The organism is Mycobacterium sp. NGS45 (assembly GCF_059812645.1).
In genome coordinates this window covers 31400-57191 of record NZ_JCALDB010000021.1, presented here as the reverse complement: position 1 = coordinate 57191, position 25792 = coordinate 31400, and the positions used below count along the sequence as shown (strand labels likewise).

The window sequence follows — 25792 nt, the reverse complement described above, 5'->3', positions numbered from 1 at the left end:
GAGCAACGCCGTCATGTACCAGCGCAACCTGTTCGAGCCCGAACACGAACTGTTCCGGGAGTCCTACCGCGCCTTCCTCGACAAGCACGTCGCGCCCTTCCACGAGCAGTGGCAGAAGGACAAGATCGTCGACCGCAACGTGTGGCTGGAAGCCGGTAAACAGGGCTTCCTGGGCATGGCTGTGCCCGAGGAGTACGGCGGTGGCGGCAACGACGACTTCCGGTACAACACCGTGCTGGTCGAGGAGACCGTCGCGGGCCGCTACAGCGGTCTGGGCTTCTCGCTGCACAACGACGTCGCGCTGCCGTACCTGCTGCGGCTGGCCAACGAAGAGCAGAAGCAGCGCTGGTTGCCGAAGTTCTGCACCGGCGAACTGATCACCGCGATCGCGATGACCGAACCCGGCACCGGCTCCGACCTGCAGGGCATCAAGACGCGCGCGGTCAAGCACGGTGACCACTACGTGCTGAACGGTTCGAAGACCTTCATCACCAACGGGATCCATTCCGACCTGGTGATCGTGGTGGCGCAGACCGACCCGGACAAGGGCGCGCTGGGTTTCTCGTTGCTGGTCGTCGAGCGCGGTATGGCCGGTTTCGAGCGCGGTCGCCACCTGGACAAGATCGGTCTGGACGCCCAGGACACCGCCGAGTTGTCCTTCACCGACGTACAGGTGCCGGCGCAGAACCTGCTCGGCGAGGAGGGCCAGGGCTTCGTCTACCTGATGCAGAACCTGCCGCAGGAACGCATCTCGATCGCGATCATGGCGGTCTCGGCGATGGAAGCCGTGCTGGCCGACACCATCCAGTACTGCAAGGAACGCAAGGCGTTCGGCAAGCCGATCGGCAGCTTCCAGAACAGCCGTTTCCTGCTCGCCGAGCTGGCCACCGAGACGACCGCGGTGCGGATCATGGTCGACGAGTTCCTGAAACTGCATCTCGAGGAGAAATTGACCGCCGAGCAGGCCGCGATGGCCAAGTGGTATTCCACCGAAGCGCAGGTGAAGCTGATCGACCGCTGCCTGCAGCTGCACGGCGGCTACGGCTACATGCGTGAGTACGGTGTGGCGCAGGCTTATCTGGATGCGCGCGTGCAGACCATCTACGGCGGCACCACCGAGATCATGAAGGAAATCATCGGTCGCAGCCTCGGCGTCTGAGGTCGCGGTTCCGGCCCGGCGCGGGCGCCAAAAGCCGTGTGCAAAACACGCGCGCGCCGGTCGCGGCTGCACGGAATCCGTGTGACTGGTGGGTATTGTCACCCAAATGACGTCAATATGGTCCCCGTGGGGCCGATTGGGCAATGCAGCCAAAACGGGGGCGACCAATGTGCGAACACGCAGCGCAGCTAATCGCGGGGAGAGTGCGATGACACGCAGACGATCGTCATTGGGCAGGCTGGTGAATCGCGCAGTGGTCGGTTTGGTGGCCGCTACTGCGCTGGTCACCAGCACGGCTGTGCAGACGCCGCTCGCTTACGCCTCACCGGAATCCGATGCCGCCGACGCCATAACCGCCAAATGGCAGGAAGTCGGTGGCCAGGCATCGACCCTCGGTGCGCCCGCTGGCGAGGTCTATGCGGCCGGCGCCGGATTTGGTCAGAATTTCACCGGCGGTGCGATTTTCTTCACGCCGGAAACACAGGCCAGGATCATGCACGGCGCCATTCTGGAGAAATATCTGGCGCTCGGCGGGCCTGCCGACAGTGATCTCGGATTTCCCACGATTGACGAAGGACCCGGCCGGGTCAGCCCGGAAAGTCGTAATACCACCTTCAACGGCGAAGGCAGCCCGGTCATCTTCTGGACTCCCGACACCGGTGCCTGGGTGGTGCGGGGCCCGATCAACGCGGCCTGGGACGAGCTGGGTGGATCCTCCGGTGTGCTCGGCGTCCCGACTTCTGACCAGAGTGCCGACGGCGACGTCCTGACCCAGACGTTCAGTGCCGGCCAGTTGAGTTTCAACACCAGCACGGGTGCCTTCAGCACCGAACCGCCCGAACTCGCCGACCAGTTGGCCGATCTGAACTTCGCCCCGCCCAACGACGCGACCGCGGCCATCGACGCCGCTTGGCGGGACGCGGGTGGCGAAGCCGGACCGCTCGGTGTCAAGCAGGGTGGGCAGGTCCCGGTCGGCGATCAAGGTGCGGCACAGGATTTCGCCGGCGGCACCATCTACTTCAGTCCCGACACCGGTGCTCAGGTGGTTGCCGGCGCCATCGCCGAGAAGTACCGCGATGCCGGCGGTCCGGAAGGGGACCTGGGCTTCCCGGTCGGCGCCGAGACCGACGGCGGCGTGCCCGACAGCCGGGTGCAGAACTTCGCGGCCGGCGACGAGCCGGCCATCTTCTGGACGCCCAATGACGGCGCGGTGATCGTACGCGGCCCGATGAAGGCCGCTTGGGATCAGCTGGGCGGGGCCGCCGGTGCGTTGGGCGTACCGGTCGCCGACGCCACTGTCGACGGCGAGGTCACCTCGCAGCAGTTCGCGGCCGGTTCGGTGTCCTGGAACGCCGCCGACGAAAGCTTCAGTACCGACCCGGCCGGGTTGGCCGAGCAGCTGGTCGATGTCGAGGTGCCGGCCGCCCCGGGCGCCGAGGCTGCCGACACGTCGGCCGACGAGTCCGGCACCGGACTCGGCTGGCTGTGGTGGCTGATCCCGCTGGCCTTGTTGGTGCTCGGTGGGTTGTGGGCCTGGCGGGCGCGCTCCCGGGCACGCGGCTCCGACGTCGACGTCGACGTCGACCATGATCGGGTGGTCGAAGAGCCGCGCGGCCGCGCCCCGGTCTACGACGACCACGACGACGGCTACGGCTACGACGACGGCTACGGCGATGAGCACGAGGACGGCTACCGCGAAGCCCGCGACGAGGGCTACACCGGGTACCAGGGCCGCTACCGCGAAGGCTACGACGAGCCCGAGGATCGCTGGGCCGGCCGGTGGTCGGAGCGGGCGTCCGGTGGGTACCAGGAAACCGAGGACGACACCGAGTATCTGGAGGCGCGAACCGGCTGGTCAGAGCCCGAGGTCGGCGGCGAGGAGACCACCGAGTACCGCCGCGACCTGACCGAGGACGACCCGAACGCGTTGTTCACACACCGCGGCGCACATGAGGCCGACGAGGTGCAGGGCGACGACGGGGACGACGACGCCGTCGACACTGCGCCCACCCACGTGATCGATGAGACGCCGTCGGGACGGCATGCCGCGGTCAGCCCGGATGCCGATCCCTCGGTGTGGACCGCACCCGACGACGACGTGTACCTGCCCGGGCCGGGTTCGTTGTTCGCTCCGGTGTACGGCGCAGTGCCGCCGCCCGAGGCCGCACCGGAGCAGCGCTACGGCGCGACCGAGGACCAATACGGGGCCGGCGTCGAGGAGTCCTACCGACGGGCACCCGCGGATGACGACTACGCCGAAGAGCGGTACCCCGAGGATGACTACGCCGACGACGACTACGGCGACGACGATTACGCCGAAGACCCGTACCCCGAACCGTCCTACCGGGGCGACCCGGCTTCGGACGAGACCACGGTGGTCACCTCGGCTCCGGACGCACCGCCGCCGCCGGCGATCCATCTGCCGTTGGACGATCCACACCAGGCGCCTGACGGCTACCCGATCAAGGGCAGTATGCGCACCAGCACGTACTACCTGCCGGGCACCGTCGGCTATCAGCAGACCGTGGCCGAGATCTGGTTCGCCAGCCCAGAACACGCTGAGGCCAACGGTTTTCATCCGCAGCCCTGAGACCGGCCGCTTCACCCGCGGCATCTGACTGCGACCTGCGGGCAGCCGCTCGCAGCTCCGCGGTCGTCAGATCTTGCGGATCACGGTGACGACCTTGCCCAGGATCGCGGCGTCGTTGCCGGGGATCGGGTCGAAGGCCGGGTTGTGCGGCATCAGCCAGACCTGGCCGCTGGTGCGTTTGAAGGTCTTGACGGTGGCTTCGCCGTCGATCATCGCGGCGACGATGTCGCCGTTATCGGCGACGTTCTGTTGGCGCACCACCACCCAGTCGCCGTCGCAGATCGCGGCGTCGACCATGGATTCCCCGACGACCTTGAGCAGGAACAGCGACCCCTCGCCGACAAGTTCGCGGGGCAGCGGAAAGACGTCTTCCACGGCCTCTTCGGCCAGGATCGGGCCGCCGGCTGCGATCCGGCCCAGCACCGGCACGAACGTGGGCTCGGGCAGCGCGTCGGACCCGACCACGTCGGTGCTGGGCACCGATCGCAGGCCGTCGTCGGCGCCGCGGACGTCCACCGCGCGCGGCCGGTTCGGGTCGCGACGCAGGTAGCCCTTGCGTTCCAGGGTGCGCAGCTGATGGGCGACCGAGGACGTGGAGGTCAGGCCGACGGCGTCGCCGATCTCTCGGATACTGGGCGGGTAGCCCCGGGTGGTCACCGAGGCGCGGATCACCTCGAGAATCTTGCGCTGCCGATCGGTGAGGGTGCGGTCGAGCTTCGGGTCTGATCCCAGATCACTGTCAGCCATGACGCTGAATGTAGTCGCGTTCCGCCGATTGATCAAACATGTGTTCGAGGGTGTGTCGGAGTCCGGCCGGTGTGGCCGCTGGGGCAGATGTGGTCGGCGCGACTTGTCGGTAGGTGCCTCTAGGGTTTGGCTACGAATCGATTACATGTTCGATTTCATCGTTCTCTTCGAACGGGTGAGCGATTACGCTATCGAACATACAAGCGATCCACCGTTGGATGTAGAGCGTGACCGAAAGGACCGGACATGACACACAACACCCTGGAAGCAGGTTTTTCGACCACCGCCGCAGATCGGCGGGAGCTCGCTTTCGGTGCGCGCCGGAGTGCGCGTCCGCTGCCCAGGCGGGTCGGTGTCGATCCCGGTCAGCGGGCTGCTCGGCGCCGCCGCCCGGTTGCGGGCCGGCCCGGGTCCGCGCCGCTGCGGTACCGGGGCAGCGGAGTTGCGGTCTCGCGGGCCCCGCACCGTCGGCCGGCGCGTAGGGTCACGCCGCTGACGGTGCTGGGGTTGGGTCTGCTGGCCGCGGTCATCACGGTGTGGCTCGGCATCGTCGCCCAGGTCGGCGACGCCGTGCGAAAGGCCGGCTCGCCGGTGCCGGATCAGTTGGCCGTCGTCCAGGTGCTGCCGGGTGAAACGTTGCAGCACGTAGCCGCCCGGGTGGCGCCCAACGCATCGGTGTCCGGGGTAGTCGCTTCCATTCGAGAACTCAACGGTCTCGACGGTGCGGCGGTGAACGCCGGGCAGACCCTGATCGCACCGGTCGGCTGATCGACCGGGGCCGGTGAATCCGAATGGGACACAAGCACAAGCACGGCCCGGCGGGATCGCCGGTGGTCGCCGCCCGCTCCGCAGTACGCGCAGGTAGGCTTTTGAGGCTGGGAGATTCCCAACCGGCGCGACGAAGGAGCGGACATGCACTGTCCATTCTGCCGTCATCCGGATTCCCGAGTCGTCGACTCGAGGGAAACCGATGAGGGGCAGGCGATCCGGCGCCGTCGGTCCTGTCCGGAGTGCGGTCGGAGGTTCACCACCGTGGAGACCGCCGTGCTAGCGGTGGTCAAGCGCAGCGGCGTCACCGAGCCGTTCAGCCGCGAGAAGGTGATCAGCGGCGTGCGCCGCTCCTGTCAGGGGCGCGACGTCGACGACGACGCACTGAACCTGTTGGCGCAGAAGGTCGAGGACACCATCCGGGCCGCCGGTTCACCCGAGGTGCCCAGTCACGACGTCGGGCTGGCCATCCTGGGCCCGCTGCGCGAACTCGACGAAGTGGCCTACCTGCGGTTCGCTTCGGTGTACCGATCGTTCGATTCCGCCGAGGACTTCGAACGCGAAATCGAAGCGCTGCGGGCGCACCGCACGGGCTGACAGCTGGCCGTGCGGCTCAGACCGCGCTGACGCCGTCGCTGATCACTCGGCCGGCCACTCGGACCCAGCCGTCGGCGCTCCATTGCGTTTCGATCGGCGAGCCCTTGCCCTGCGTGATCACCAAGTCGCGGCTGAGATATTCGGTCATGCGGACCGCGGCCGATCCGGTGGCCTCATCCTCGGGGATGCCGAGGTTGGCCGCGAACATCCTGGCTCGGATGTGCCCCGCGGGCTTGTCGATCCAAGCCCACAGATAGTGCTCGATGTCGTCGGAGTAGTCGGCCGGGTCGGCGGCCAACACGTCCTCGGGCGAGGCCAGATCGACAACGTCGAACTCCGGTCCCCACTCGGCGCGGGCGGTGACCGCGGTCAGGTCACGTTCTGCGCCCACGTCATAGCCGACCGTCACGATCCCGGCCGGCAGCTGCAAGGTGTGTACCGGAGTGCCGTTGGCGCGCAACCACCAGGCGGCCCCCACCGTCGGATGGCCGGCGAACGGTAGTTCGGTTACCGGAGTGTAGATCTGCGCCTGCGTGGAGGACGCGCCGTCGCTCGGCTGCTCGACGAATATGGTTTCGGCATAACCCAATTCCGTGGCCAACGCTTGACGCTCAGTCGGTGCCACAGCGGCCGCGTCGACGACGCCCAACGGATTGCCGAACTTGCCGTCCGGATCGGTGAACACCCGCAACACGGTGACGGTGATGGCCATGGTTGCGACTCTAGCCAACCGGTTGTCGGGAATGCGAGGGTCAGGTCGCGCTGCGCTCGTCGGCGTCCATCGCGTCGAGCACCGCGACCCGGGTGTCGGGCGACCCGGTGATCGCAGATGCGCTGGCCCCGGCCCGCAGCAACCGGCGCAACAACTCCTGGTCGTGGACCGCCGGGGCGGTGGTGTCGATGAACCGCTGCACGACCTCGACGAAGCGGTCTGGATCGTCGCGGAACGGAAAATGTCCGGAGCGCCGGAAGACCTCGAGCTGGGACCCCGGCATCGCCGAATGCGCCAAGTGGGCGTGGCTGACCGGGATCACTGCGTCTTGTTCGCCCCAGATCAACTGAACGGGAACGGATTCGGTCAAATAACATCGATCCAGCATGGTGACCACCTGACCGCGCCAGTCCACCACCGCCCGCAAGGTGCGGGTGAACGCCGACGACGCGGTGGGTTCGGGGAGATCGCGCAGGATCCGGAGCACATCGGGAAGGTCACGGCCCAGGCCGGTGGATCCGAACACGCTGCCGGCGACCTTGCCGACCGCGGCCATGGTCGGCAGTACCAACGGCAGCCTCAGTAGCGCCAAGGCCTCCCCGCCCAGTGGCAAGGACGCCGCGCGCAACGCGATGTTGACGTCCTTGGTGACCCCGCCGGCGCCGACCAAGATCAACCGGTCGACCAATTGCGGGAACTGGTAGGCGAACTGCATCGCCACTCCACCACCGAGGGAATGCCCGACCACGGTGACCCGGTCGATGTCGAGCACCGAGAGCAGGTCGCGCATGCCGTTGGCGTAGGCCGCCACCGAGTAGTCCGCGCGCGGTTTGTCGGACTGGCCATGGCCGAGCAGATCCGGCGCGATCACCGTGAAGCGGCGCGCCAGCTGGGTCTGCACGGTGTGCCAGGTGGTGGAGTTGTCCCCGATGCCGTGGATCAGCAACAGCGCCGGGCCGGAGCCCGCGATCCGGTAGGCCCGCCGGTACCCGTGGATGGTGCGATGCTCGAGCACCGGGGTCAGCTCACGGATCGGATGCAGGTTTCGCACGCTCATCTCGCCAACTCCGTGCTCGGGCCCGTGCGGGCGTAGCCGTCGGTCTAGGCGTCGTCGTCGCGGTATGGATCCTTGGACGGGTCGCCGGCCTGTTGGGCCAGGAACCGCTCGAACTCAGCGCCGAGTTCTTCACCGCTGGGCAGTTCGTCGTCCCGGGCCAGCAGTGACCGGTTTTCCTGGGCAGCAACGAATGCATCGTACTGACGCTCCAGGGCCGCGACTACTTGAGCGACCTCGTCGCTGCCTTCCACTTGCTCGTTGATCCGGGTGTGGATCTCGGCGGCGGCTTCGTTGAGCGCAGCCATCGGAAGTTGCAGCGACGCGGTCTCTGCGACCTGCTCCAGCAGCGCGGCGGCCGCCGCCGGATAGTCGGTCTGGGCCAGGTAATGCGGCACGTGCACGGTGTAACCGACCACTTCCTGGCCGTGCTGGGCCAGCCGGAACTCCAGCAGATTCGACACGCTGGCCGGCACCTGCAGCTCGCCGATCCACAGCGGGTGCTCGGTGAGCAGCTCGGGATTGTTCGAGTGCGGGGTCATCGTGATGGGCCGGGTGTGCGGGACCGCCATCGGCACGCTGCCCAACCCGATGGTCTGGCGCACACCGAGCCGCTCGGCCAGCAACCGCACCGCGGTGATGAACCGCTCCCACTTGAGGTCCGGCTCCAGGCCGGCCAACAGCAGGAACGGCGTGCCGATGCTGTCGTGCAACGCATACAGCGACAGTTCCGGGTCCTGGTAGTCGGTGAAGTGGTCGGACTTGAACGTCATCAGCGGTCGCCGGGAGCGGTAGTCAAGCAGCTCGTCGATGGCGAACGAGGCGACCAGCTCGGTCTCCAACTGCTCCTTGAGGTGTGCGACTGCCAACCGAATGGCGTGCCCGGCATCGGAGAAGCCCTCCATGGCGTGCACCAGCACGGGGCCGCGGCCGTCGGCCGTGGACAGCTGCGGCGCCGGGAACTCCAGTTCGTACATGCCGCTCTGCTCGGGTTGGTCGACGCCGTCAGGCCGGTTTTCATCGGGCATGATCTCGCCTCCTCCGCACGGCGTGACGTTCGGTGAACGACCGCCGTACCTCTAGTGTCTCGCGAATGTGCCAACGTGTCGCCGTCGGCTGGTGTTTCCGTTGCGCCGCGATGTTCGCGCACCGGTGAATTCCTGGTCCGTCGTCGGAGAGAATTATCCACAGTTCCTGCTGCGTGCACAGTCGGCCCGGTGGGCGGGGGATCTGGTACCGGTCCTGACGGGGCTGATTGCGACCGTCGGGCCATGACATCTCATGAACCCGATTTCCACCTGAACCGACCCGGCGAACTGATCGCCGCGGTCCCGGCCGTGTTGGGCTTCGTCCCGGAGAAATCCCTGGTGCTGGTCGCACTGGAACGCGGTGTGATGGGCGCGGTGCTGCGCATCGACCTCGATGACAACCTCGAGTTTCGGCTGCCCGAACTGGCCGAGGTGGCCGCGGCCGGCCGGGCCGAGGCCGCCATCGCGATCATCGTCGACGCCGAGGCTGAGCACTGCACGCTGTGTCAGGACCAGCACGCCCGCACCTACACCGTCCTGGAAGACATCCTGGACGAGTACGGCATCACATTGGTCGCCGCGCACGTCGTCGACCACATCGGAGCCGGCGGCCACTGGGAGTGCGCCGACGGGTGTGGCGCCGGGGGAGAGGTGGCCGATCCGAGCTCGTCGCCGCTCGCGATGGCCGCGGTGCTCGACGGACGGCGCCTCTACGAGCGGCGCGCCGACATCGAGGCAGTGATCGCCGCTGATGACCCCGACCGGTCCGCGTCGCTGGCCGAGGCGATCGAGCGGTTGGGTGCGCCGGACGGGACGGACCGGCAGAAGGACCCGGACGGCTACCGGCGCGCCGCGGTCCAGGACGCGATCGGCGCGGCGGGCCGGTTGGCGACCGGTGAAGGCCTCGACGATGCCGAGCTTGCCGCGGTGGCCTACTCGTTGACCGATCTCACGGTGCGCGACGTGCTCTATTCGCTCGCGGTCGGGGAGACCGCGGGGGCGGCCGAAGCGCTGTGGGCGATGATGGCCCGCACCCTGCCGCAGCGGTGGCGGGTCGAGCCGTTGGTGCTGCTGGCGTTCAGCAGCTATGCCCGCGGCGACGGTCCGCTCGCGGGCATCGCGCTGGAGACCGCGCTGCGTATCGACCCGACGCACCGGATGGCCGGGATGCTCGACACTGCGCTGCAGTCCGGGTTGCGTCCAGAACGCATCCGGGAATTGGCGTTGACCGGCTACCAGCTGGCGCGTCGGCTCGGGGTGGAACTGCCGCCGCGGCGGGCCCGCAGGGTCAGCTAGACCTTCTCCACCTTGACCGCGTGTGCCATTTCGTGCGGCAGGTCGACGTTCTCGTGGCCGGGAATGCAGATGGTCACCCCGCCGACCGGGTTGGTCAGCACCGTGACCCGGGCGTTGGGCACCACACCGGCGTCCTTGAGTCGCGAGATCAGCATGGTGTCGCCCTGCACATGTTCGGTCAGCTGCCGCACCACCACCGCGACCGGGGAACCGGCCGGCAACTCGGTGAGCCGTACCAGGTTGGCACCCTCGCCGTTGCCCTGCTCCGGGGGTAGTCCCAGCTGCGAGAGGCCCGGGATCGGGTTTCCGAACGGCGACACCGTGGGGTTGTCCAGCACTGCGACCAGTCGCCGCTCGACGTCCTCGCTCATCACGTGCTCCCAGCGGCAGGCCTCGGCGTGCACGTCTTCCCACGGCAGTCCGATGACATCGACCAGCAGACGTTCGGCCAGCCGGTGCTTGCGCATCACCGAAACGGCCAACTCCCGGCCCTTCGGGGTGAGCTGGAGATGCCGATCGCCGGCCACGTGCAGCAGCCCGTCGCGTTCCATCCGGGACACTGTCTGACTCACCGTGGGTCCGCTCTGCTCCAGCCGCTCGGCGATCCGGGCCCGCAGCGGAATCACGCCCTCTTCCTCGAGGTCGTAGATTGTCCGCAGGTACATCTCTGTGGTGTCGACCAAGTCGTTCATTTCCGCAAACCCTCCGTTGCCGGTCAGTCTACTTGGTGATTTGTCTCCGGGAGGCCTCCTCGTCGGCGCGGCGGCGCAGACAGCAGTGTGCCCGCCGAAGGGGTGGCGGGCACACTGTCAGTTGGGGGTCTGGGACCGGTTCAGCTGGCGTAGGAGCGCAGCCGATCGGCCCGCTCGCCATGGCGCAACTTGCTCATCACTTCCCGCTCGATCTGGCGCACGCGCTCGCGGGACAGACCGAACAGCTTGCCGATCTGATCCAGCGTGCGGGGCTGGCCGTCGTCGAGGCCGAAACGCAGCCGGATGACCTGCTGTTCGCGCTCGTCGAGCGTCGCCAACACGTGCCGGATGTCGGTGTGCAGCAGTTCGGCGATCACCGCATTCTCGGCCGACATCGCTTCGGCATCCTCGATGAAGTCACCCAGCGGCGCTTCTTCGTCGGTGCCGACCGGCATGTCCAGACTCACCGGGTCGCGACTGTGCTCGAGCAGGTCGTTGATCTTCTCGACCGGGATGCCGGACTCCTCGGCGAGCTCGTCGTCGGAGGCCTCGCGGCCCAGGGTCTGATGCATCTCACGCTTGATCCGGGCCAGCTTGTTGACCTGTTCGACCAGGTGCACCGGCAGTCGGATGGTGCGGCTCTGGTCGGCCATGCCGCGGGTGATGGCCTGGCGAATCCACCAGGTGGCGTACGTGGAGAACTTGAAGCCCTTGGCATAGTCGAACTTCTCCATGGCGCGGATCAAGCCCAGGTTGCCTTCCTGGATCAGATCCAGCAGCGGCATCCCGCGGCCGGTGTAGCGCTTGGCCAGGGAGACCACCAGGCGCAGGTTGGCCTCCAGCAGATGGCGACGTGCCGCCTCACCGTCGCGGACGATGACCGCCAAATCACGCTTGCGGTTCTCGCCGAGACGCTTCCGGGTCTCCAGCAGGTGCTTTGCGTACAGTCCGGCCTCGATGCGCTTGGCGAGTTCCACCTCGTCGGCGGCATTGAGCAATGCGGTCTTACCGATGCCGTTCAGGTACACACGCACCAAGTCTGCGGCTGGACTCTGGGCGTCCAGATCCCTGTCGACCCGGGTTGCGGCAGTTGCCATATCGGCCTCCTCTAAGTGGCTCGAACGTCACTGGTTCCAACGCCCGATCGACCCAAAGAGTTCCCACGAATCGGAGTTTTCACACCGTTTGACGTGCGGAAATGCCGGGATGACCTGAGAATGCCCTGAGAAAGCAGAAAGTGCGCGCTCAGCGCACCCGATCGCCGTCGTCGCCGTCGGACGGGTGCTCCGGGTGGGCGGCCGGCAAGGTGGGCTGCGCAGCGCGCGGGAACAGCGGCGCGCGCCGGTTGGCGTCGTCGTAGCGGCGCGGTTCCTCGGCCCGGCGCGGCGGCCGGTCGTTGGCGATCAACACCGCAATCCAGGGCAGCGGAATCGAAGCCGCGATGATCAGCAGCGAGATCCAGCCGTTGTGCCAGGCCCCGTAGGCCAGCGCGGCCAGCAGCAGCGCGGGGATTCGGAACGCCATGATGATGAGGTACTTGCGGACCCGAGCGCGATGCTCCTCCTCGTAGGGGATCGCTGCGCGCGTGATGAGTACCGGCCGACCTTCGTCGTCGAAACCCAGCTCCTGGCTGTGCTTCATCCCTCCACTCTGTCACAAGATGGCCCGCGGTCCCACGCCGGATTTCGCCAGCTGGCTCAGGTCACACTTCCCTTCGGCGCGCACGCCCAGATCGCTGGTGGCCACCTTGCCGCGACCGGGCCCGGGTGCGGCAGAATGGCAGGTATGCAGACGCAGACGATCGAGCGCACCGACTCCGAGGAACGCGTCGACGACGGAACCGACGACGACACTCCTAAGTTCTTCCACTACGTCAAGAAGGACAAGATCGCCGAGAGCGCGGTGCTGGGTACCCACGTGGTCGCGCTGTGCGGCGAGGTCTTCCCGGTCACCAAGTCGCCTAAGCCGGGCTCGCCGGTGTGCGCGGACTGCAAGCGCATCTACGAGCAGCTCAACAAGTAGGTTGGGCCGGGCCGGCGTCCTCGGCCCCGGTCGCCGCAGGTTCGGTCGGCGCCGAGTCCACGCCGACGACGGCAGCTTCCACGCGGACGTCCGTGTTGTTGGTGACTGCTGCGCCGGCGGGTGGAATGCCATTCCTGCCGTTCCCGCTTTTGCCGTTGCCGGACCGCTCGGCCACCCAGGCCCGCACCCGGTTGGCGTGGGTATCCCCGGCCGGCCACTCTTCTTCGATCGCATTGTTGAGTTCGGCGCCGATCATCACCGCAAAGCCCAGGAAGAAGGCGAACAGCAGGAACGCGATCGGGGTGGCGAGCGCCCCGTAGGTGTAGCCGGTGCGGGTGATGTAGCTCAGGTAGACCCGCAGCCCCACGGTGGCGACCAGGAACACCGCGGCGGCCAGCACCGCGCCGTACACCAACCGGTGCGTGGGCAGCGGTTTGGGCAGCGATACCCGATACAGCAGGGTGACGGCGATGATCAGCGCGACGGCCAGCAACGGGTAGTAGCCGTAGTGCAGCAGATCCGACCAACTCTCCGGGATGTACTCGCCGATCTTGCGCGGCCCCAACGCCAAGAACGGCGCGAGCGCGATCACGATCACCAAACCGATGACGTAGAGGCCGAGCGCATAGAAGCGTTGCCGCACCGGATGCCGCAGCGGCGTCTGGCCGTGTGCCTCGACGATCGAGTCGACGAATGCCGAGATCGCCGAGGATCCGGCCCACAGCGAGATCACGAAACCCAACGAGACGACGTCACCGCGCGCGCCCGCCACGATGTCGCGGATCGTCGGTTCGATGATCTCGATGACCACGTTCTTCGAGAAGAAGCTGTTGGCCATCGTGATCAGCCGGTCTTGGATGGTCGGCAGGGTGTCCGGGCCGAACAGCGGTGCCACATAGGACAGACTGCCGAGCAGACCCAGCAACAACGGGGGCAGGGACAGCACGGACCAAAACGCCGCCTGCGCGGATTCGGAGAAGATCGAGTCGTCCCACGCCTTGGCCAGCGTGCGGGTCAACAAGCGCCGAACGTGGTGACGCGACGGCTGCGCTTTGGGAGCTGGCTGGTCGGTCATGACCAGACCAGCATCCCTGACGTCAACGCCTGCGCGCCAATCGGCATCGACTACTAATCAGCCGGACTGACCTCCAGCACGGCGGCCAACTCGACCAGCTTGGCCTCATGCTCATTGGCGTGATGCTGGCAGAACAGCAGCTCGGCTCCCGACGGTAGCTTGGCCCGCACCCGGGCAGCGGCGCCGCAGCGATCACAGCGATCAGCCCGGGTGAGTTCCGGACTGGTCAGAGTTGCGGTCATAGCGCCTCCGTTCCTTCGGGTCGTACTGCTTCGTCGCTACTACTCTGTCAGACGTTTCGCGTTCCGGCGTTGTTCCCCAACCGCACCGCAGTGTGTCGCGTTTCACCTGCAAGCAGAATCTGCGGTGCGGCAAGCTTGGTCGATGCCCGAGAATCGACCACTGGTCCACCTCTGCAGCGCCGGGGAGTGGGCTGCGGCTTCCTCGCTCGAGCACTACCGGCCGACGTCGCTGGCCGAGGTGGGGTTCATCCATCTTTCCAGCCCTGAGCAGGTGCACCTGCCGGCGAATCGGCTCTACGCCGGACGCGATGATCTGGTACTGCTGTACCTGAATCCGCAGCGGCTGGATGCGCCGGTGCGGTGGGAATCCGGGGTTCCGTCCGATCCGGACGGGATGCTCTTCCCGCATTTGTACGGCCCGCTGCCGATCGCGGCGGTGAGCAATGTCACGCCGTATCGGCCCGGCCCGGACGGCCGGTTCGGGCCCGGATCACTGCTGCAGGTAGGCGTCCACCTCGATCTCGATCAATAACTCGGCCGAGATCAGCGCACTGACCTCGACCATCGTCGCGACCGGGCGGATGTCACCGAACACCTCCCGGTGGACGGCCGCCACCTCGGGCCAGGCCGAGATGTCGGTGACGAACATCCGGGTGCGCACCACGTCGGCCAGGGTGGCGCCCACTTGGTGCAGGGCGTCCTCGATGCGGCGCAACACGTCGCGGGTCTGTGCGCCCAGATCCGCGCCGACCCCGGTGGTGCCGGCTACCGCGACGAACGGTCCGGTACGCACCGCGCGGCAGTAGCCGACGGCGTCCTCGAACGGCGATCCGCTGCGCACCCGCAAGGGTTCGTTGGTCACCGGCGATCAGTCCGGTACGGCTTCGATAATGGACATCGGTCCCGCGGTGGGGATCACTCGGGTGCACCGAAAACCAGACCGGGACAACAGGTCTGCGTACTGGGCGGCGGTGCGTTCCTGGCCGCCGGCGCTGACCAACATCTCCAGGTCGACCAGCATGCCCAGGTGGTTCGGCGCGCCGTCGGGCAGTACCAACTCGAACAGCAGCAGTTTGCCGTGCGGGGCGATCGCGGCACGCACGGTGCGCAGGATCGCGACCGACTCGTCGTCGTGCCAGTCGTGGATGACGGTCTTGAGCAGATACGCGTCACCGCCGGCCGGCACGGATTCGAAGAACGAACCGCCCTGCAGGCTGGCGCGCTCCGCGACGCCGGCGGCGCGCAACGGGGCGCCGGCGTCAGCGATGACCGCGGGTTGATCGAACAGCACGCCCCGGGCGTCGCGAGCCTGGGTCAGCACCGCGGCCAGCAGTGCGCCGTGCCCGCCACCGACGTCGACGATCAGCGAGCGATCGGTGAAATCGTATGCCGGAACCGCGGTTTGGATCGCCACCCGGGACTGGGCGGTCATCGCGTCATTGAAGATTGCGGCGAAGTCCGGATCTTTGCCGAAGTAGTCCCAGACCGCCATGCCGCGCACGGCCTGCACCGCCGGCTGACCGGTCTGGACCGCATGCAGCGCGGAACCCCAGTGTTCCCAGTGCTGCGGGCAGCCCACCAGGGTGACCATCGCGGCGATGCTGTCGGGGTGGTCGTGCCGCAGGGTCTGGCCCATTCGGGTCAGCGCGAAGCGCCCGTCCCGGCGCAGCTTGAGCACCGAGCGGCTGGCCAGCAAACGCAGTAGCCGGTAGGTGGCGTCGGGGTCGGTCCGCACTCGGGTCGCCACCTGGTCGGCGGCCAGCGGGCCCCGCGCGAGTTCGTCGGCGATGCCGAGTCGCACCGTGACGTAGAGCGCCTGGGTGAGCCAGGAACCCATGGCCAGCTCCAGCGTCGCGACGTTGGCCGGGGCCGTCGCGGCGTGCAGCCGCGCCAGGGCACCTCGAATCGCTGTGACAGCGCGCAGTACCGGGGCAGGAGGCCCCGCGGCGCGGCGGTTGGGCACGTGCGGTCTAGTCGAGGTAGTCGCGCAGGACCTGAGAGCGGCTGGGGTGCCGCAGCTTGCTCATGGTCTTCGACTCGATCTGGCGGATGCGTTCCCGGGTGACGCCGTAGACCTGGCCGATCTCATCGAGCGTGCGGGGCTGGCCGTCGGTCAGACCGAACCGCAGCCGCACCACGCCGGCCTCCCGCTCGGAGAGCGTCTCCAATACCGACTGCAGCTGATCCTGCAGCAGCGTGAAGGACACCGCGTCGACGGCGACCACGGCCTCGGAGTCCTCGATGAAGTCACCGAGCTGGCTGTCGCCCTCGTCGCCGATGGTCTGGTCCAGCGAAATGGGTTCGCGCGCGTACTGCTGGATCTCCAGCACCTTCTCCGGCGTGATGTCCATTTCCTTGGCCAGCTCTTCGGGCGTGGGCTCGCGGCCCAGGTCCTGCAGCAGCTCGCGCTGGATCCGACCCAGCTTGTTGATCACCTCGACCATGTGCACCGGGATGCGGATGGTGCGGGCCTGGTCGGCCATGGCGCGGGTGATGGCCTGGCGGATCCACCAGGTGGCGTAGGTGGAGAACTTGTAACCCTTGGTGTAGTCGAACTTCTCCACGGCGCGGATCAGACCCAGGTTGCCCTCCTGGATCAGGTCCAGGAACGCCATGCCACGGCCGGTGTAGCGCTTGGCCAGCGACACCACCAGACGCAGGTTGGCCTCCAGCAGGTGGTTCTTGGCGCGATCGCCGTCGCGGCAGATCCAGGTCATGTCCCGGCGCTCGGTGGGCGTGAATTTCTCGCCCTTGGCCGCCTTCTCCGCCATCAGCTGGGTGGCGAACAGGCCGGCCTCGATGCGCTTGGCCAGCTCGACCTCTTCCTCGGCGTTGAGCAGCGCCACCTTGCCGATCTGCTTGAGGTAGGCGCGCACCGAGTCGGCCGACGCGGTGAGCTCGGCATCCTTGCGGGCCTGGCGCAGCGCCTCGGATTCCTCTTCGTCCCAGACGAAGTCGCCGGAAGCCTTGTCCTTTTCGCTGGGCTCGGCGATCTCGTCGTCGTCGGCCTTGGTGGACTTGCCGGCCTTGGTGGGGGCCTTGGCGGTCTTGGCGTCCTTGGCCGCGGCGTCGGCGGGCGCTTCGTCCGCGTCGTCGTCGTCCTCGTCCTCGTCCTCGGCGTCCGCTTCGTCGGTGTCGTCGTCGGCCTCGATGTCCTCGAGGTCGTCGTCGATGGCCAGATCGCCTTCTTCGACGAGGTCGTCGCCGGGCTCGACCTCCAGCTCGTCGTCGAGTTCGGTCTCGGTGGTCAAGGCTTCGTCGACCTCGACGGTGTCCTTGCCCTTGCGGGTGGTGGCGGCCTTCTTACGCGGTGCGGCCTTCGCGGCCGGCTTGGCGCTGCCGTCGGCGCTCTTGGCGGTCCGGGGGGCGGCTTTGGTGGCCTTGGTGGCCCGCTTGGCGGGCGAGGCCTTGCCGGCGGCGCGCTTGGTGGCGGCCGCAGTCTTGGCGGTGGTGCGCTTGGGGGAGTCCTCGGTTGCCGGGCTGGCCTTGGTCGCTGCCACGTACACCCTTTCGGTCTTGCTGTCTTCCGATGCGCGGGCAGGCGACATCGAAAGCGTCGGCATCTGGAATGTCGGCGTCGGTCTCGGTGGGAGCTTCGCCGCTATTCGTTGGCGGCCGCCTCGACCATTGTAACGACAGCCGCGCTATGCACCGCGTCGAGCGGCCAAAATCGCGGACGCACCGGGCGACCCCTGGCCGCCCTCGGGAGTTCCGTCGCCGTGCGCGGCCATCGCGGCCCCGACGATTCCGGCCGTGTTCTGCAGCGCGGCCGCCACCACCGGGGTGCGGTTGGTCAGCAGCGGGACCCATTTGTCGGCCTTCCGGCTGATACCGCCGCCGGCGATGATCAGGTCCGGCCAGATCGCGTTCTCGATGGCCACCAGCACCTTGGAGACCTCTTTGGTCCAGCGCGCGTAACTCCAGCCCTTGCGTTCCTTGACCGACGACGCGGCCCGGTGCTCGGCCTCCTTGCCGTCCACCTCGATGTGGCCGAATTCGGTGTTGGGCAGCAAGACCCCGTCGTGGATCACCGCCGAACCGATCCCGGTGCCGAAGGTCAACAACACGATCACGCCGCTGTTGTCGCGGCCGGCGCCGAACCGCTCCTCGGCCAGGCCGGCCGCATCCGCGTCGTTGAGCACGGTCACCGGCCGGCCGCCCAGTGCGGCGCTGTAGGTGGCGGCGACGTTGCTGCCCAGCCACGCCTCGTCGACGTTGGCCGCGGTGCGCACCACACCCTGGGTGATGACGCCGGGGTAGGTCACCCCGAGCGGGCCTTGCCAGTCGAAGTGCGCGACGACGTCGGCGACGGTCTTGGCCACCGCCTCCGGCGTGGCGGGTTGCGGCGTGGGGAGTTTGAACCGCTCCCCGACGAGTTGGCCGGTGTCGAGGTCGACGATCCCGCCCTTGACGCCGCTGCCGCCGACGTCGATGCCGAACGAGTGATTCGGCGGTGGGGCGCTGTCACTGGCGGTCATGGCGGCTCCTGGGCGGGCGGACGGTCGGCGCGGTTGCCCACGATAGTGGGCGGCCGGCCAGATTGTGTTGCGATGGGGAGGTGAGCAACCGCATCGCAGAGCTGCGACTGGTGGCCGAACAGCTTGCCGCGCAGGCCGCGTCCTTCGTCGTGACCCGTCGGGCCGAGGTGTTCGGTGTCGATGCCGTGCCGGTCGGACCGCACTCCGTGCGCGCCAAATCCACCCCGACCGATCCGGTCACCGTGGTCGACACCGAAACCGAGGCGCTGCTGCGTGATCAGCTCGCCCGGCTGCGTCCGGGCGAGCTGGTGCTGGGGGAGGAGGGCGGCGGTCCGGCGCAGCCCGCGGCGCCGGGTGCGGTGACCTGGGTGCTGGACCCGATCGACGGGACGGTGAACTTCGTCTACGGCATCCCGGCCTACGCGGTGTCGGTGGCCGCGCAGGTGGACGGCAGGTCGGTCGCGGGCGCGGTGGCCGACGTGGTGGCCGGTTCGGTGTATTCGGCCGGACGGGGTCTGGGTGCCCATCTGCAAGACGGTGCAGACCGCCGGCAGCTGCGCGCCAGTTCGGTCACCGAGTTGTCGATGTCGTTGTTGGGCACCGGTTTTGCCTATTCGCAGCGTCGCCGCGAGCAGCAGGCGCAGCTGGTCGCGCAGCTGCTGCCGCAGGTGCGCGACGTGCGCCGGATCGGCTCGGCGGCGCTGGACCTGTGCGGAATCGCGGCCGGCCGGCTGGATGCCTACTACGAACACGGGCTGCAGATCTGGGACTGGGCGGCTGCCGCCCTGATCGCGACCGAAGCCGGCGCCCGCGTGCAGTTGCCGGATCCGGGTGTGGCCGGCGCGCCGATGATCGCGGCCGGGCCCGGCGTGTTCGACGCGCTGATGGAGGCCCTGGACCGCACCGGTGGGCTCACGGTGCTGCCCGGCTAGCAGGTTCGGCGGATCCTCAGCAGGTTTGGTGGATCTTGGTCAGCAGCGCCGAGTCTGCGGGTTCGGTGGCGTCGGGACGCAACCCGGCCAGTACGGCGTCGATGTCGTCGCTGTGGGTCAGCGTGGTGAATTCGGTGCCGATGGCCAGTTCGACCATGTCGTCGGGGCGCTGGTCCTCGAACAGTTCGGTGCACGGCGCTACCAGCCACAACGCTGCGGCCGCGGCGCGCCCGGACGGGCCGAACCGGATCTGGCCCTGGCAGGTCAGCTTGGTGCTGCCGTAGATCGGATCGTTGACGGCCTGCGGTTGGGCGAAACCGAGGTCGCGCAGCGCGCCGGCCACGTCGGCGGCCTGCCCGGGTTGCCCGCTGGCGTTGTTCACGGTGATCTTCGTCTCTGCCAGCCGGGCCGGCTCGACGGCGATCATCTCGCTGCGCGTCACCTGTTGTCCCAGATCGGGTACGACGCCGTCGGCCCCGGGCGGGGGCGGGTTGCAGACCAGGGCCTCGTGCACGTCGGCCGGGCGGGTCAGCGCCACCGACCACACCACGACCGTGATCAACCCGAGCACCGCTGCGGCGATGACGCCGGGAATGACGTTGCGGCGCCGGAATGGCAGTCCGCGCCGGTCGAACGCGGTGCCCTCGGTGATTTGCGAGACCACGCCTGCACTCTAGAGGCAGCTGCGGGAACCGGGTTCGCGGGTGTTCGGCCTGCGGCAGAATTGGGTATGTGAGGTAAATCACACCTGAAGAGAGCGCTATGCGGGCACGAATCGTTTGGCGGACGCGTTCGGCACTGGTACAAAGCGGTGCTGCAACACTCATTGAGGGGAAGCGATAACGATGGCTACCGACTATGACGCACCACGGCGCTCCGAGACCGACGAAGTTTCCGAGGATTCGCTGGAGGAGCTGAAGGCACGGCGCAACGAGGCTCAGTCGGCCGTCGTCGACGTCGACGAATCCGAGTCCGCCGAGTCCTTCGAATTGCCTGGTGCCGACCTGTCCGGCGAAGAGCTCTCGGTACGAGTGGTGCCCAAGCAGGCCGATGAGTTCACCTGTTCGAGCTGTTTCTTGGTGCACCACCGCAGCCGACTGGCCAGCGAGAAGAACGGCGTGATGCTCTGCACCGACTGCGCGGCCTGAGCGAGGGCACTCAGCTGCGCAGCGCGGCCAGCATGCGGTCCGGGTGCCGGCAACTCACCAGCCAGTACGGCGTGGGATCGTCGGGATCGTCGAGCACGGCCAGCAGCATCGGGCCGATCCAGGCCCGATGCACGACGAACGCTGCCGGATCGAGTTGGCGGCCCAGCGCCGCCGACTTGGCGGTGCGCGGCACTTCGGCGGTGCGGGTGATGACGCTGATCGGCAGGTGCGCGGGCCCGGCGACCAGCTCCACGGTGCCGTCGCGTTCCACCACCGCGACTTCGGTGCGGCCCAGCCACAACAACGTTCCGACGGCGACGGCACTCAGCGCGGCGAACGACACCCAGCCCGGCACGGCCGGAATGCCCTGGCGGAATTCCAGGCCGATCACGACCACCACCACGGCAGCCAGCGGCCACCACCACCAAGGCACCCACAACCGTTCGCGATACCGCGTGGTTTGCGAGGCGATACGCGATCCCGTCACCAGCCCAAGGGTAGTCTGTCGCCTCGTGTGTACTCGCCTGGCGGTCGTCCGCCTCGACCCGGATCTGCCCCTGCCGACCCGCGCGCACCCGGGTGATGCCGGCGTCGATCTGTGCAGTGCCGAGGACGTCGAACTGGCGCCGGGCGCGCGCGCACTGGTGCCCACCGGAATCGCCGTCGCGATCCCGATGGGAATGGTGGGCTTGGTCCATCCGCGTTCGGGACTGGCTGCGCGCGTTGGGCTTTCGATCGTCAACAGCCCTGGCACCATCGATGCCGGGTACCGTGGCGAGATCAAGGTTTCGCTGATCAACCTCGATCCCGATACCCCGATCTCGATCCGGCGCGGCGACCGGATCGCGCAACTGCTGGTGCAGCGCGTCGAGTTGCCCGAACTGGTCGAAGTGGCCTCATTCGAGGAGGCTGGGCTGGACGACACCACCCGTGGCGCAGGTGGCCACGGTTCCTCTGGAGGACATGCGAGTCTGTGATGGCATTCGGTAAACGCAAGAAAAAGGACGACACCACCGGCGCCGGCGAGGTCGAGGCAGCCGACCCGGTGCAGTCGGCGGGTGAACCCGACGACCTCGACGAAGCGGCTGATGACCAGGACGGCCCGTTCGACATCGAAGATTTCGACGACCCCGAGGTGGCGGCGGTCGGCCGTCTGGATCTCGGTTCGGTGCTGATCCCGATGCCGGCCGCCGGGCAGGTCCAGGTCGAACTCAACGAGACCGGCGTGCCCAACGCGGTGTGGGTGGTCACCCCCAACGGGCGGTTCACCATCGCCGCCTACGCGGCACCCAAGAGCGCCGGGCAATGGCGTGAGGTCGCCAGCGAGCTCGCCGATTCGCTGCGCAAGGACACCGCGCAGGTCAGCATCGAAACCGGACCGTGGGGCCGGGAAGTCGTCGGCGCTGCCGCCGGTGCGGTGCGGTTCATCGGTGTCGACGGCTATCGCTGGATGATCCGGTGCGTGGTCAACGGCACCAACGAAAGCATCCAGGCGTTGGCAGCCGAGGCGCGAGCCGCCTTGGCCGACACCGTTGTTCGTCGCGGCGACACGCCGCTGCCGGTGCGGACTCCGCTGCCGGTGACGCTGCCCGAACCGATGGCCGCCCAGCTGCGTGAGGCCGCCGCCCAGGCCGCGGCAGCGCAGGCTGCCCAATCCGGTCAGCCGGCCCCAGGCGACCAGCCGGCCACACCCGAGCCGCCGACACCGGCGGCTCGGCGCAGCGTGTCGGCCATGCAGCAGCTGCGCCAAACCAACACCATCACCGGCGGCTGAACCTGCCGGGCCGGACCGGGTCAGCCCGCGGCGGGCTCCAGGTCGGCCAGCGCGGCCAGACAGGCCGCGCCGAGGACCGACGGGTCGGTACCCAGCTCGGTGAGGGTGACGGTGCGCAGCGCGGCCCTCGGCGCCGCGTCCGCCCACTGTTGACCGATGTGCAGCGGATGCAGCGGATCGTCGGTGGCCGCCGCGATACCCAGCGGCACCGTCAACGTCTCGAGTTCGGCGCGGGTGGGCGCCACGAACCCGGCGGCTTCCTCCATCGCGTCGGGCAGACCGGGCCACAACGCCCGCCACGATCGGGCCAGCTCGTCGCCCAACCACTGCGGGCTGCTCGCCCGCATCCGCGCGGTGGTCAGTTCCAGCCCGTCGCGGCGCAATTCGAGCGCCGAGGCGCGCGCCGAGTAGGCGGCCGGGGCGTCGTGCGGATCACCGGTCCAGGCCGGCAACGCAGCCAGCACCGCCACCACCTGGCCGGGACGCCGCAGCGCCCACTCCACCGCGACGGCTGCGCCCAACGACACCCCGGCCACTGCGATCGGCCCGCCGGCGGCGGCCTGGTCCAGCGCCCGCCGGTACCCGTCGACCAGGGCGCGCGGTTGCGGTGCGGGTGCGATCGGCACCGCCCCGGCGGCGCGCAGCGCCGGACCGAAGGCCCGCTTCACGTAGTCGTCGTCGGATCCGGTCCCGGGCAACAGCACCGTCGGTACACCGGTGAGATCGGTGGTCATGAGTCGATCGTGCCTTGTGCCGGCGCCGCGGTCGGGCCGGGGTGGCCGCGACGTGGCATTCGGCCGACAAGGGGTCTACCGTGGCGTGGGCGGAGTGGATTTCCGGATTGGCAGGAGAGGTCAATGGCTACCGCCGAAGGGTATCTGCGTCGGCTCACCCGTCGTCTGACGGAAGACCCCGAACAGCGTGACGTCGAGGAGCTCACTGATGCCGCGGCCAACACCGGCGCGCAGCGCGCAGTGGACTGTCAGCGCGGCCAGGAGGTGACCATGGTCGGGACGCTGCGCACCGTCGAAACCAGCCCCAAGGGCGCCGCCGGCGGGCTCAAGGCCGAACTGTTCGACGGCACCGACACCGTCACCCTGGTCTGGCTCGGCCAGCGCCGGATCCCGGGCATCGAGTCCGGGTGCACATTGCGGGTGCACGGTCGGCTCGGCACCCTGGACAATGGGGCCAAGGCGATCTACAACCCGCACTATGAGATCCAGCCCTGACGCGCGAGCATCGAGACCCACCTCCGGCGCGCGAGCGTCGATGACCTACCCCGGCGCTGCGGCGTCGAGCCGACCAATCAGGAAGTGATGCAAGAACGTACGGGCAAGCACGCCCTGTTGGACCAGATGGGCGGCATATCCGGCCTGATCTACTCGTCGTTGCCGGTACTGGTGTTCGTGCCGCTGTCGAGCACGCTGGGCCTGCGGGCCGCCATCTTCGGCGCCCTCGGCGTGGCCGCCGCGATCCTGATCTTCCGGCTGGTGCGCCGCGAGTCCACCCAACCCGCGGTGTCGGGGTTCATGGGCGTGGGCATCTGCGCACTGATCGCCTACCTGCTCGGTGAGTCCAAGGGCTACTTCCTACTCGGGATCTGGACATCGCTGCTGTGGGCCGTGGTGTTCGCGCTGTCGGTTCTGATCCGCCGCCCCGCGGTCGGTCTGGCGTGGAGCTGGGTGTACGGCCACGGTCAGGACTGGCGGACGGTGCGCACCGCGGTGCGGGCCTTCGACGCTGCGACGCTGCTCTGGGCGCTGGTGTTCGCGTCGCGGTTCATCGTGCAGCGCCACCTGTACGACGCCGACGAGACCGGCCTGCTGGGCGTGGCCCGGATCGCGATGGGCTGGCCGCTGACCGCCATCGCGGCGTTGATCACGTTCCTGGCGATCCGCGCGGCCCGGTGCGCCATCGAGGCTGCCGCTGGGCCCGACGCGCCCGCCGACGACCAGGCCGCCGCACCGGGGCCCACCCAGCCGGGTGGGGAACGGCCGGATGCCGAACTGGCCGCCGATTAGCCGGTATTCGGCAACAGCAGGGCGCGCAGTTCGTCCTCGACCTCGGGTGCACTGACCAACAACAGTTCGTCGCCGCCTTCGAGGGGTTCGTCGGCTTGCGGGACGATCACCCGGTTGCCACGCAGGATCGTCACCAACGCGGCGTCGCGCGGCAGTTGCAGTTTGCGCACCGGTTTGCCGCCCCAGGGCGTGTCGTCGGGCAGCGTGAGCTCGACCAGGTTGGCGTCGGATTGCCGGAATTCCATGATCCGCACCAGGTCGCCGACGGCCACGGCTTCTTCCACCAGCGAGGCCAGCATGCGCGGTGTCGACACTGCGACGTCGACGCCCCACGAGTCGTCGAACAACCACTCGTTGCGGGGGTCATTGACCCGCGCCACCACCCGGGGGACCGCGAATTCGGTCTTGGCCAGCAACGACAGCACCACGTTGGCCTTGTCGTCGCCGGTCGCCGCGATCACCACGTCGAACTCCTCGAGCTGCACCGACTCCAGCAGACTCAGCTCGCAGGCGTCACCGAGGCGCCATTGGGCGGCCGGGATGGTGTCCGGTTCGACGTGCTCGACGTTGCGTTCGATCAACGTGACGTCGTGGTCGCTCTCGATCAGTTCGCGCGCGATCGAACGGCCCACGGCCCCGGCGCCGGCGATGACGACTTTCATCGGGCTTGCCGCTCCTTGGCTCGGAGACGCGCCGGGGTCACGGCGAGTCCAGGTCGGGACTGGGGGGCAGGGCCGCGACCGTCAGCGCCTCGGCGTCGTGGCCGGACACCGTGGCCAGATAGACCTGATCGCTGGCCTGGATGACGGTCTTGGCGTCGGGCAGGATCCCACTGCCGAACCGGATCAGGAATGCGACCCGCGACCCGGTGGCCTCTTCGAGATCGGTGACCCGGTGGCCGACCCAGTCTTCGTGCAGCAGCACTTCGGCCACCACCACGGTGCCGGTCGGGTCGAGCCACTTGGTGGTCTCGGTCGCACCGGTCAGTGCACTGAACAACCGGTCGACCGTCCACGGCACGGTCGCCACGGTCGGAATGCCCAGGCGTTCGTAGACCGCGGCGCGTTTGGCGTCATAGATGCGGGCCACCACGCGCTGCACCCCGAAGGTTTCGCGCGCCACCCGCGCGGAGATGATGTTGGAGTTGTCGCCCGAGGAAACCGCGGCGAAGGCGCCGGCCTCCTCGATGCCCGAGCGCACCAGCACGTCACGATCGAAGCCCATGCCGAGCACCCGCTCACCTGGGAAATCCTCCGAAAGCCGTTGGAACGCCGAGGGGTCCCGGTCGATCACGGCGACGTCGTGACCGATCCGGGCCAGTGCGTCAGCGAGGGACGCTCCAACCCGGCCGCACCCCATCACCACTACCCGCACCTGTCGTCCTTCCGGCCGGTCCCGCGTTGCTCGGTCTGACCGTACGCCGGAACGCCACCCGCGACCACGTATGGGCTTAGTCT

The 25792-nt window shown here is 68.3% G+C and carries 31 protein-coding genes; 13 read left to right on the top strand and 18 right to left on the bottom strand.

All coding sequences use genetic code 11. From position 1 onward, the window contains the following. Positions 1-13: 13 nt before the first annotated feature. Both AC5Y3P_RS18065 and AC5Y3P_RS18060 read left to right on the top strand, forming a co-directional pair. The gene (locus AC5Y3P_RS18065) at positions 14-1159 is read left to right on the top strand and encodes an acyl-CoA dehydrogenase family protein (RefSeq protein WP_500047336.1); all 1146 of its coding nucleotides are present in this window, start codon (positions 14-16) and stop codon (positions 1157-1159) included. A gap of 208 nt (positions 1160-1367) precedes the next feature. Next, a complete protein-coding gene (locus tag AC5Y3P_RS18060) occupies positions 1368-3749 on the top strand; it encodes an LGFP repeat-containing protein (RefSeq protein WP_500047300.1) in 2382 nt (793 codons plus the stop codon). 66 nt (positions 3750-3815) lie between these two features. Here AC5Y3P_RS18060 and lexA read toward each other — a convergent pair whose 3' ends face one another. Then, the gene (gene lexA, locus AC5Y3P_RS18055) at positions 3816-4496 is read right to left on the bottom strand and encodes a transcriptional repressor LexA (protein ID WP_500047299.1); all 681 of its coding nucleotides are present in this window, start codon (positions 4494-4496) and stop codon (positions 3816-3818) included. A gap of 246 nt (positions 4497-4742) precedes the next feature. Between lexA and AC5Y3P_RS18050 the strand changes: the two genes are divergently transcribed. Further along, complete coding sequence (locus AC5Y3P_RS18050) at positions 4743-5264, top strand: LysM peptidoglycan-binding domain-containing protein (protein ID WP_500047298.1); 522 nt, start codon at positions 4743-4745, stop codon at positions 5262-5264. A 144-nt stretch (positions 5265-5408) separates the two neighbouring features. After that, on the top strand, positions 5409-5861 hold the full coding sequence (gene nrdR / locus AC5Y3P_RS18045; RefSeq protein WP_500047297.1) for a transcriptional regulator NrdR: 453 nt from the start codon (positions 5409-5411) through the stop codon (positions 5859-5861). Between the two features lie 16 nt (positions 5862-5877). Here the strand turns inward: nrdR and AC5Y3P_RS18040 are convergent, their stop codons facing one another. Genes AC5Y3P_RS18040 through AC5Y3P_RS18030 form a run of 3 tightly spaced genes read right to left on the bottom strand, consistent with a single transcriptional unit; the run spans position 5878 to position 8655 of the window. Continuing rightward, positions 5878-6573, bottom strand: a complete 696-nt coding sequence (locus AC5Y3P_RS18040; RefSeq protein ID WP_500047296.1) for a PhzF family phenazine biosynthesis protein — start codon at positions 6571-6573, stop codon at positions 5878-5880. A 40-nt stretch (positions 6574-6613) separates the two neighbouring features. Further along, positions 6614-7630: an alpha/beta fold hydrolase gene (locus AC5Y3P_RS18035; protein WP_500047295.1), complete on the bottom strand. Its 1017-nt coding sequence runs from the start codon at positions 7628-7630 to the stop codon at positions 6614-6616. Positions 7631-7674: 44 nt separating this feature from the next. Then, complete coding sequence (locus AC5Y3P_RS18030; protein ID WP_500047294.1) at positions 7675-8655, bottom strand: proteasome assembly chaperone family protein; 981 nt, start codon at positions 8653-8655, stop codon at positions 7675-7677. Positions 8656-8898: 243 nt separating this feature from the next. Between AC5Y3P_RS18030 and AC5Y3P_RS18025 the strand changes: the two genes are divergently transcribed. Then, positions 8899-9951 carry a DUF4192 domain-containing protein gene (locus tag AC5Y3P_RS18025; protein WP_500047293.1) on the top strand — a complete coding sequence of 351 codons (1053 nt, stop codon included), beginning with the start codon at positions 8899-8901 and terminating at the stop codon, positions 9949-9951. Here AC5Y3P_RS18025 and AC5Y3P_RS18020 read toward each other — a convergent pair. The 3 genes from AC5Y3P_RS18020 to AC5Y3P_RS18010 form a co-directional block, all read right to left on the bottom strand. Beyond that, on the bottom strand, positions 9948-10643 hold the full coding sequence (locus AC5Y3P_RS18020; RefSeq protein ID WP_500047292.1) for an iron-dependent transcriptional repressor DtxR: 696 nt from the start codon (positions 10641-10643) through the stop codon (positions 9948-9950). The genes AC5Y3P_RS18025 and AC5Y3P_RS18020 overlap by 4 nt on opposite strands. Positions 10644-10783: 140 nt before the next feature. Then, on the bottom strand, positions 10784-11740 hold the full coding sequence (sigB, locus tag AC5Y3P_RS18015; RefSeq protein ID WP_500047291.1) for a sigma-70 family RNA polymerase sigma factor SigB: 957 nt from the start codon (positions 11738-11740) through the stop codon (positions 10784-10786). Positions 11741-11888: 148 nt separating this feature from the next. Continuing rightward, positions 11889-12284: a DUF3099 domain-containing protein gene (locus tag AC5Y3P_RS18010; RefSeq protein ID WP_500047290.1), complete on the bottom strand. Its 396-nt coding sequence runs from the start codon at positions 12282-12284 to the stop codon at positions 11889-11891. A gap of 144 nt (positions 12285-12428) precedes the next feature. Here AC5Y3P_RS18010 and AC5Y3P_RS18005 point away from each other — a divergent pair, with 144 nt between their 5' ends. Further along, on the top strand, positions 12429-12665 hold the full coding sequence (locus AC5Y3P_RS18005) for a DUF3039 domain-containing protein (protein ID WP_500047289.1): 237 nt from the start codon (positions 12429-12431) through the stop codon (positions 12663-12665). Here the strand turns inward: AC5Y3P_RS18005 and AC5Y3P_RS18000 are convergent. After that, complete coding sequence (locus AC5Y3P_RS18000; protein ID WP_500047288.1) at positions 12655-13740, bottom strand: YihY/virulence factor BrkB family protein; 1086 nt, start codon at positions 13738-13740, stop codon at positions 12655-12657. The two genes, AC5Y3P_RS18005 and AC5Y3P_RS18000, sit on opposite strands and share 11 nt — an antisense overlap. 53 nt (positions 13741-13793) lie before the next feature. Further along, on the bottom strand, positions 13794-13982 hold the full coding sequence (locus tag AC5Y3P_RS17995; RefSeq protein ID WP_500047287.1) for a DUF7455 domain-containing protein: 189 nt from the start codon (positions 13980-13982) through the stop codon (positions 13794-13796). A gap of 142 nt (positions 13983-14124) precedes the next feature. Between AC5Y3P_RS17995 and AC5Y3P_RS17990 the strand changes: the two genes are divergently transcribed. Beyond that, positions 14125-14514 carry a DUF952 domain-containing protein gene (locus AC5Y3P_RS17990; RefSeq protein WP_500047286.1) on the top strand — a complete coding sequence of 130 codons (390 nt, stop codon included), beginning with the start codon at positions 14125-14127 and terminating at the stop codon, positions 14512-14514. Here the strand turns inward: AC5Y3P_RS17990 and AC5Y3P_RS17985 are convergent. The 4 genes from AC5Y3P_RS17985 to ppgK form a co-directional block, all read right to left on the bottom strand. After that, positions 14473-14844 (bottom strand): RidA family protein, encoded by a 372-nt coding sequence (locus AC5Y3P_RS17985; protein WP_500047285.1) that lies wholly within the window; start codon positions 14842-14844, stop codon positions 14473-14475. The two genes, AC5Y3P_RS17990 and AC5Y3P_RS17985, sit on opposite strands and share 42 nt — an antisense overlap. A 6-nt stretch (positions 14845-14850) precedes the next feature. Then, positions 14851-15945, bottom strand: a complete 1095-nt coding sequence (locus AC5Y3P_RS17980; RefSeq protein WP_500047284.1) for a methyltransferase — start codon at positions 15943-15945, stop codon at positions 14851-14853. A 7-nt stretch (positions 15946-15952) separates the two neighbouring features. Next, entirely contained in the window at positions 15953-17482 is a 1530-nt protein-coding gene (locus tag AC5Y3P_RS17975) for an RNA polymerase sigma factor (RefSeq protein ID WP_500047283.1), read from the bottom strand. A 144-nt stretch (positions 17483-17626) separates the two neighbouring features. Continuing rightward, entirely contained in the window at positions 17627-18460 is an 834-nt protein-coding gene (gene ppgK / locus AC5Y3P_RS17970) for a polyphosphate--glucose phosphotransferase (protein WP_500047282.1), read from the bottom strand. 80 nt (positions 18461-18540) lie between these two features. On the opposite strand from ppgK, the gene AC5Y3P_RS17965 reads away from it, so the two are divergent. Then, positions 18541-19392 (top strand): inositol monophosphatase family protein, encoded by an 852-nt coding sequence (locus AC5Y3P_RS17965; protein WP_500047281.1) that lies wholly within the window; start codon positions 18541-18543, stop codon positions 19390-19392. Between the two features lie 16 nt (positions 19393-19408). On the opposite strand, the gene cei is transcribed toward AC5Y3P_RS17965, so the two are convergent. After that, positions 19409-20056, bottom strand: a complete 648-nt coding sequence (gene cei, locus AC5Y3P_RS17960; RefSeq protein WP_500047280.1) for an envelope integrity protein Cei — start codon at positions 20054-20056, stop codon at positions 19409-19411. A gap of 181 nt (positions 20057-20237) precedes the next feature. Here cei and AC5Y3P_RS17955 point away from each other — a divergent pair, with 181 nt between their 5' ends. Then, positions 20238-20540, top strand: a complete 303-nt coding sequence (locus tag AC5Y3P_RS17955) for a DUF4193 domain-containing protein (protein ID WP_500047279.1) — start codon at positions 20238-20240, stop codon at positions 20538-20540. 10 nt (positions 20541-20550) lie between these two features. On the opposite strand, the gene AC5Y3P_RS17950 is transcribed toward AC5Y3P_RS17955, so the two are convergent. Beyond that, entirely contained in the window at positions 20551-21027 is a 477-nt protein-coding gene (locus tag AC5Y3P_RS17950) for a DUF3093 domain-containing protein (protein WP_500047278.1), read from the bottom strand. Positions 21028-21052: 25 nt separating this feature from the next. Between AC5Y3P_RS17950 and dut the strand changes: the two genes are divergently transcribed. Together dut and AC5Y3P_RS17940 are read left to right on the top strand one after the other, a co-directional pair. Then, a complete protein-coding gene (gene dut, locus AC5Y3P_RS17945; RefSeq protein WP_500047277.1) occupies positions 21053-21517 on the top strand; it encodes a dUTP diphosphatase in 465 nt (154 codons plus the stop codon). Then, positions 21514-22314: a DUF3710 domain-containing protein gene (locus AC5Y3P_RS17940; RefSeq protein WP_500047276.1), complete on the top strand. Its 801-nt coding sequence runs from the start codon at positions 21514-21516 to the stop codon at positions 22312-22314. Before dut ends, AC5Y3P_RS17940 begins: the two co-directional genes overlap by 4 nt. Before the next feature lie 20 nt (positions 22315-22334). On the opposite strand, the gene AC5Y3P_RS17935 is transcribed toward AC5Y3P_RS17940, so the two are convergent. After that, positions 22335-23048, bottom strand: coding sequence for an alpha/beta fold hydrolase (locus tag AC5Y3P_RS17935; RefSeq protein ID WP_500047275.1), 714 nt, complete (start codon positions 23046-23048; stop codon positions 22335-22337). Positions 23049-23171: 123 nt separating this feature from the next. Between AC5Y3P_RS17935 and AC5Y3P_RS17930 the strand changes: the two genes are divergently transcribed. Both AC5Y3P_RS17930 and AC5Y3P_RS17925 read left to right on the top strand, forming a co-directional pair. Then, entirely contained in the window at positions 23172-23543 is a 372-nt protein-coding gene (locus AC5Y3P_RS17930; protein WP_500047274.1) for an OB-fold nucleic acid binding domain-containing protein, read from the top strand. Between the two features lie 87 nt (positions 23544-23630). Further along, complete coding sequence (locus AC5Y3P_RS17925; protein ID WP_500047273.1) at positions 23631-24335, top strand: DUF3159 domain-containing protein; 705 nt, start codon at positions 23631-23633, stop codon at positions 24333-24335. Here the strand turns inward: AC5Y3P_RS17925 and AC5Y3P_RS17920 are convergent. Beyond that, positions 24332-24997 (bottom strand): potassium channel family protein, encoded by a 666-nt coding sequence (locus AC5Y3P_RS17920; RefSeq protein WP_500047272.1) that lies wholly within the window; start codon positions 24995-24997, stop codon positions 24332-24334. The genes AC5Y3P_RS17925 and AC5Y3P_RS17920 overlap by 4 nt on opposite strands. Before the next feature lie 37 nt (positions 24998-25034). Then, the gene (locus AC5Y3P_RS17915; protein WP_500047271.1) at positions 25035-25709 is read right to left on the bottom strand and encodes a potassium channel family protein; all 675 of its coding nucleotides are present in this window, start codon (positions 25707-25709) and stop codon (positions 25035-25037) included. Positions 25710-25792: the final 83 nt, after the last annotated feature.

Bases quoted from the DNA above. Each gene is read 5' to 3' on its own strand.
- AC5Y3P_RS18065 (WP_500047336.1), top strand. From the start codon at position 14: ATGTACCAGCGCAACCTGTTCGAGCCCGAACACGAACTGTTCCGGGAG.
- AC5Y3P_RS18060 (WP_500047300.1), top strand. From the start codon at position 1,368: ATGACACGCAGACGATCGTCATTGGGCAGGCTGGTGAATCGCGCAGTG.
- lexA (WP_500047299.1), bottom strand. From the start codon at position 4,496: ATGGCTGACAGTGATCTGGGATCAGACCCGAAGCTCGACCGCACCCTC.
- AC5Y3P_RS18050 (WP_500047298.1), top strand. From the start codon at position 4,743: ATGACACACAACACCCTGGAAGCAGGTTTTTCGACCACCGCCGCAGAT.
- nrdR (WP_500047297.1), top strand. From the start codon at position 5,409: ATGCACTGTCCATTCTGCCGTCATCCGGATTCCCGAGTCGTCGACTCG.
- AC5Y3P_RS18040 (WP_500047296.1), bottom strand. From the start codon at position 6,573: ATGGCCATCACCGTCACCGTGTTGCGGGTGTTCACCGATCCGGACGGC.
- AC5Y3P_RS18035 (WP_500047295.1), bottom strand. From the start codon at position 7,630: ATGAGCGTGCGAAACCTGCATCCGATCCGTGAGCTGACCCCGGTGCTC.
- AC5Y3P_RS18030 (WP_500047294.1), bottom strand. From the start codon at position 8,655: ATGCCCGATGAAAACCGGCCTGACGGCGTCGACCAACCCGAGCAGAGC.
- AC5Y3P_RS18025 (WP_500047293.1), top strand. From the start codon at position 8,899: ATGACATCTCATGAACCCGATTTCCACCTGAACCGACCCGGCGAACTG.
- AC5Y3P_RS18020 (WP_500047292.1), bottom strand. From the start codon at position 10,643: ATGAACGACTTGGTCGACACCACAGAGATGTACCTGCGGACAATCTAC.
- sigB (WP_500047291.1), bottom strand. From the start codon at position 11,740: ATGGCAACTGCCGCAACCCGGGTCGACAGGGATCTGGACGCCCAGAGT.
- AC5Y3P_RS18010 (WP_500047290.1), bottom strand. From the start codon at position 12,284: ATGAAGCACAGCCAGGAGCTGGGTTTCGACGACGAAGGTCGGCCGGTA.
- AC5Y3P_RS18005 (WP_500047289.1), top strand. From the start codon at position 12,429: ATGCAGACGCAGACGATCGAGCGCACCGACTCCGAGGAACGCGTCGAC.
- AC5Y3P_RS18000 (WP_500047288.1), bottom strand. From the start codon at position 13,740: ATGACCGACCAGCCAGCTCCCAAAGCGCAGCCGTCGCGTCACCACGTT.
- AC5Y3P_RS17995 (WP_500047287.1), bottom strand. From the start codon at position 13,982: ATGACCGCAACTCTGACCAGTCCGGAACTCACCCGGGCTGATCGCTGT.
- AC5Y3P_RS17990 (WP_500047286.1), top strand. From the start codon at position 14,125: ATGCCCGAGAATCGACCACTGGTCCACCTCTGCAGCGCCGGGGAGTGG.
- ppgK (WP_500047282.1), bottom strand. From the start codon at position 18,460: ATGACCGCCAGTGACAGCGCCCCACCGCCGAATCACTCGTTCGGCATC.
- AC5Y3P_RS17955 (WP_500047279.1), top strand. From the start codon at position 20,238: ATGGCTACCGACTATGACGCACCACGGCGCTCCGAGACCGACGAAGTT.
- AC5Y3P_RS17935 (WP_500047275.1), bottom strand. From the start codon at position 23,048: ATGACCACCGATCTCACCGGTGTACCGACGGTGCTGTTGCCCGGGACC.
- AC5Y3P_RS17930 (WP_500047274.1), top strand. From the start codon at position 23,172: ATGGCTACCGCCGAAGGGTATCTGCGTCGGCTCACCCGTCGTCTGACG.
- AC5Y3P_RS17925 (WP_500047273.1), top strand. From the start codon at position 23,631: ATGCAAGAACGTACGGGCAAGCACGCCCTGTTGGACCAGATGGGCGGC.
- AC5Y3P_RS17920 (WP_500047272.1), bottom strand. From the start codon at position 24,997: ATGAAAGTCGTCATCGCCGGCGCCGGGGCCGTGGGCCGTTCGATCGCG.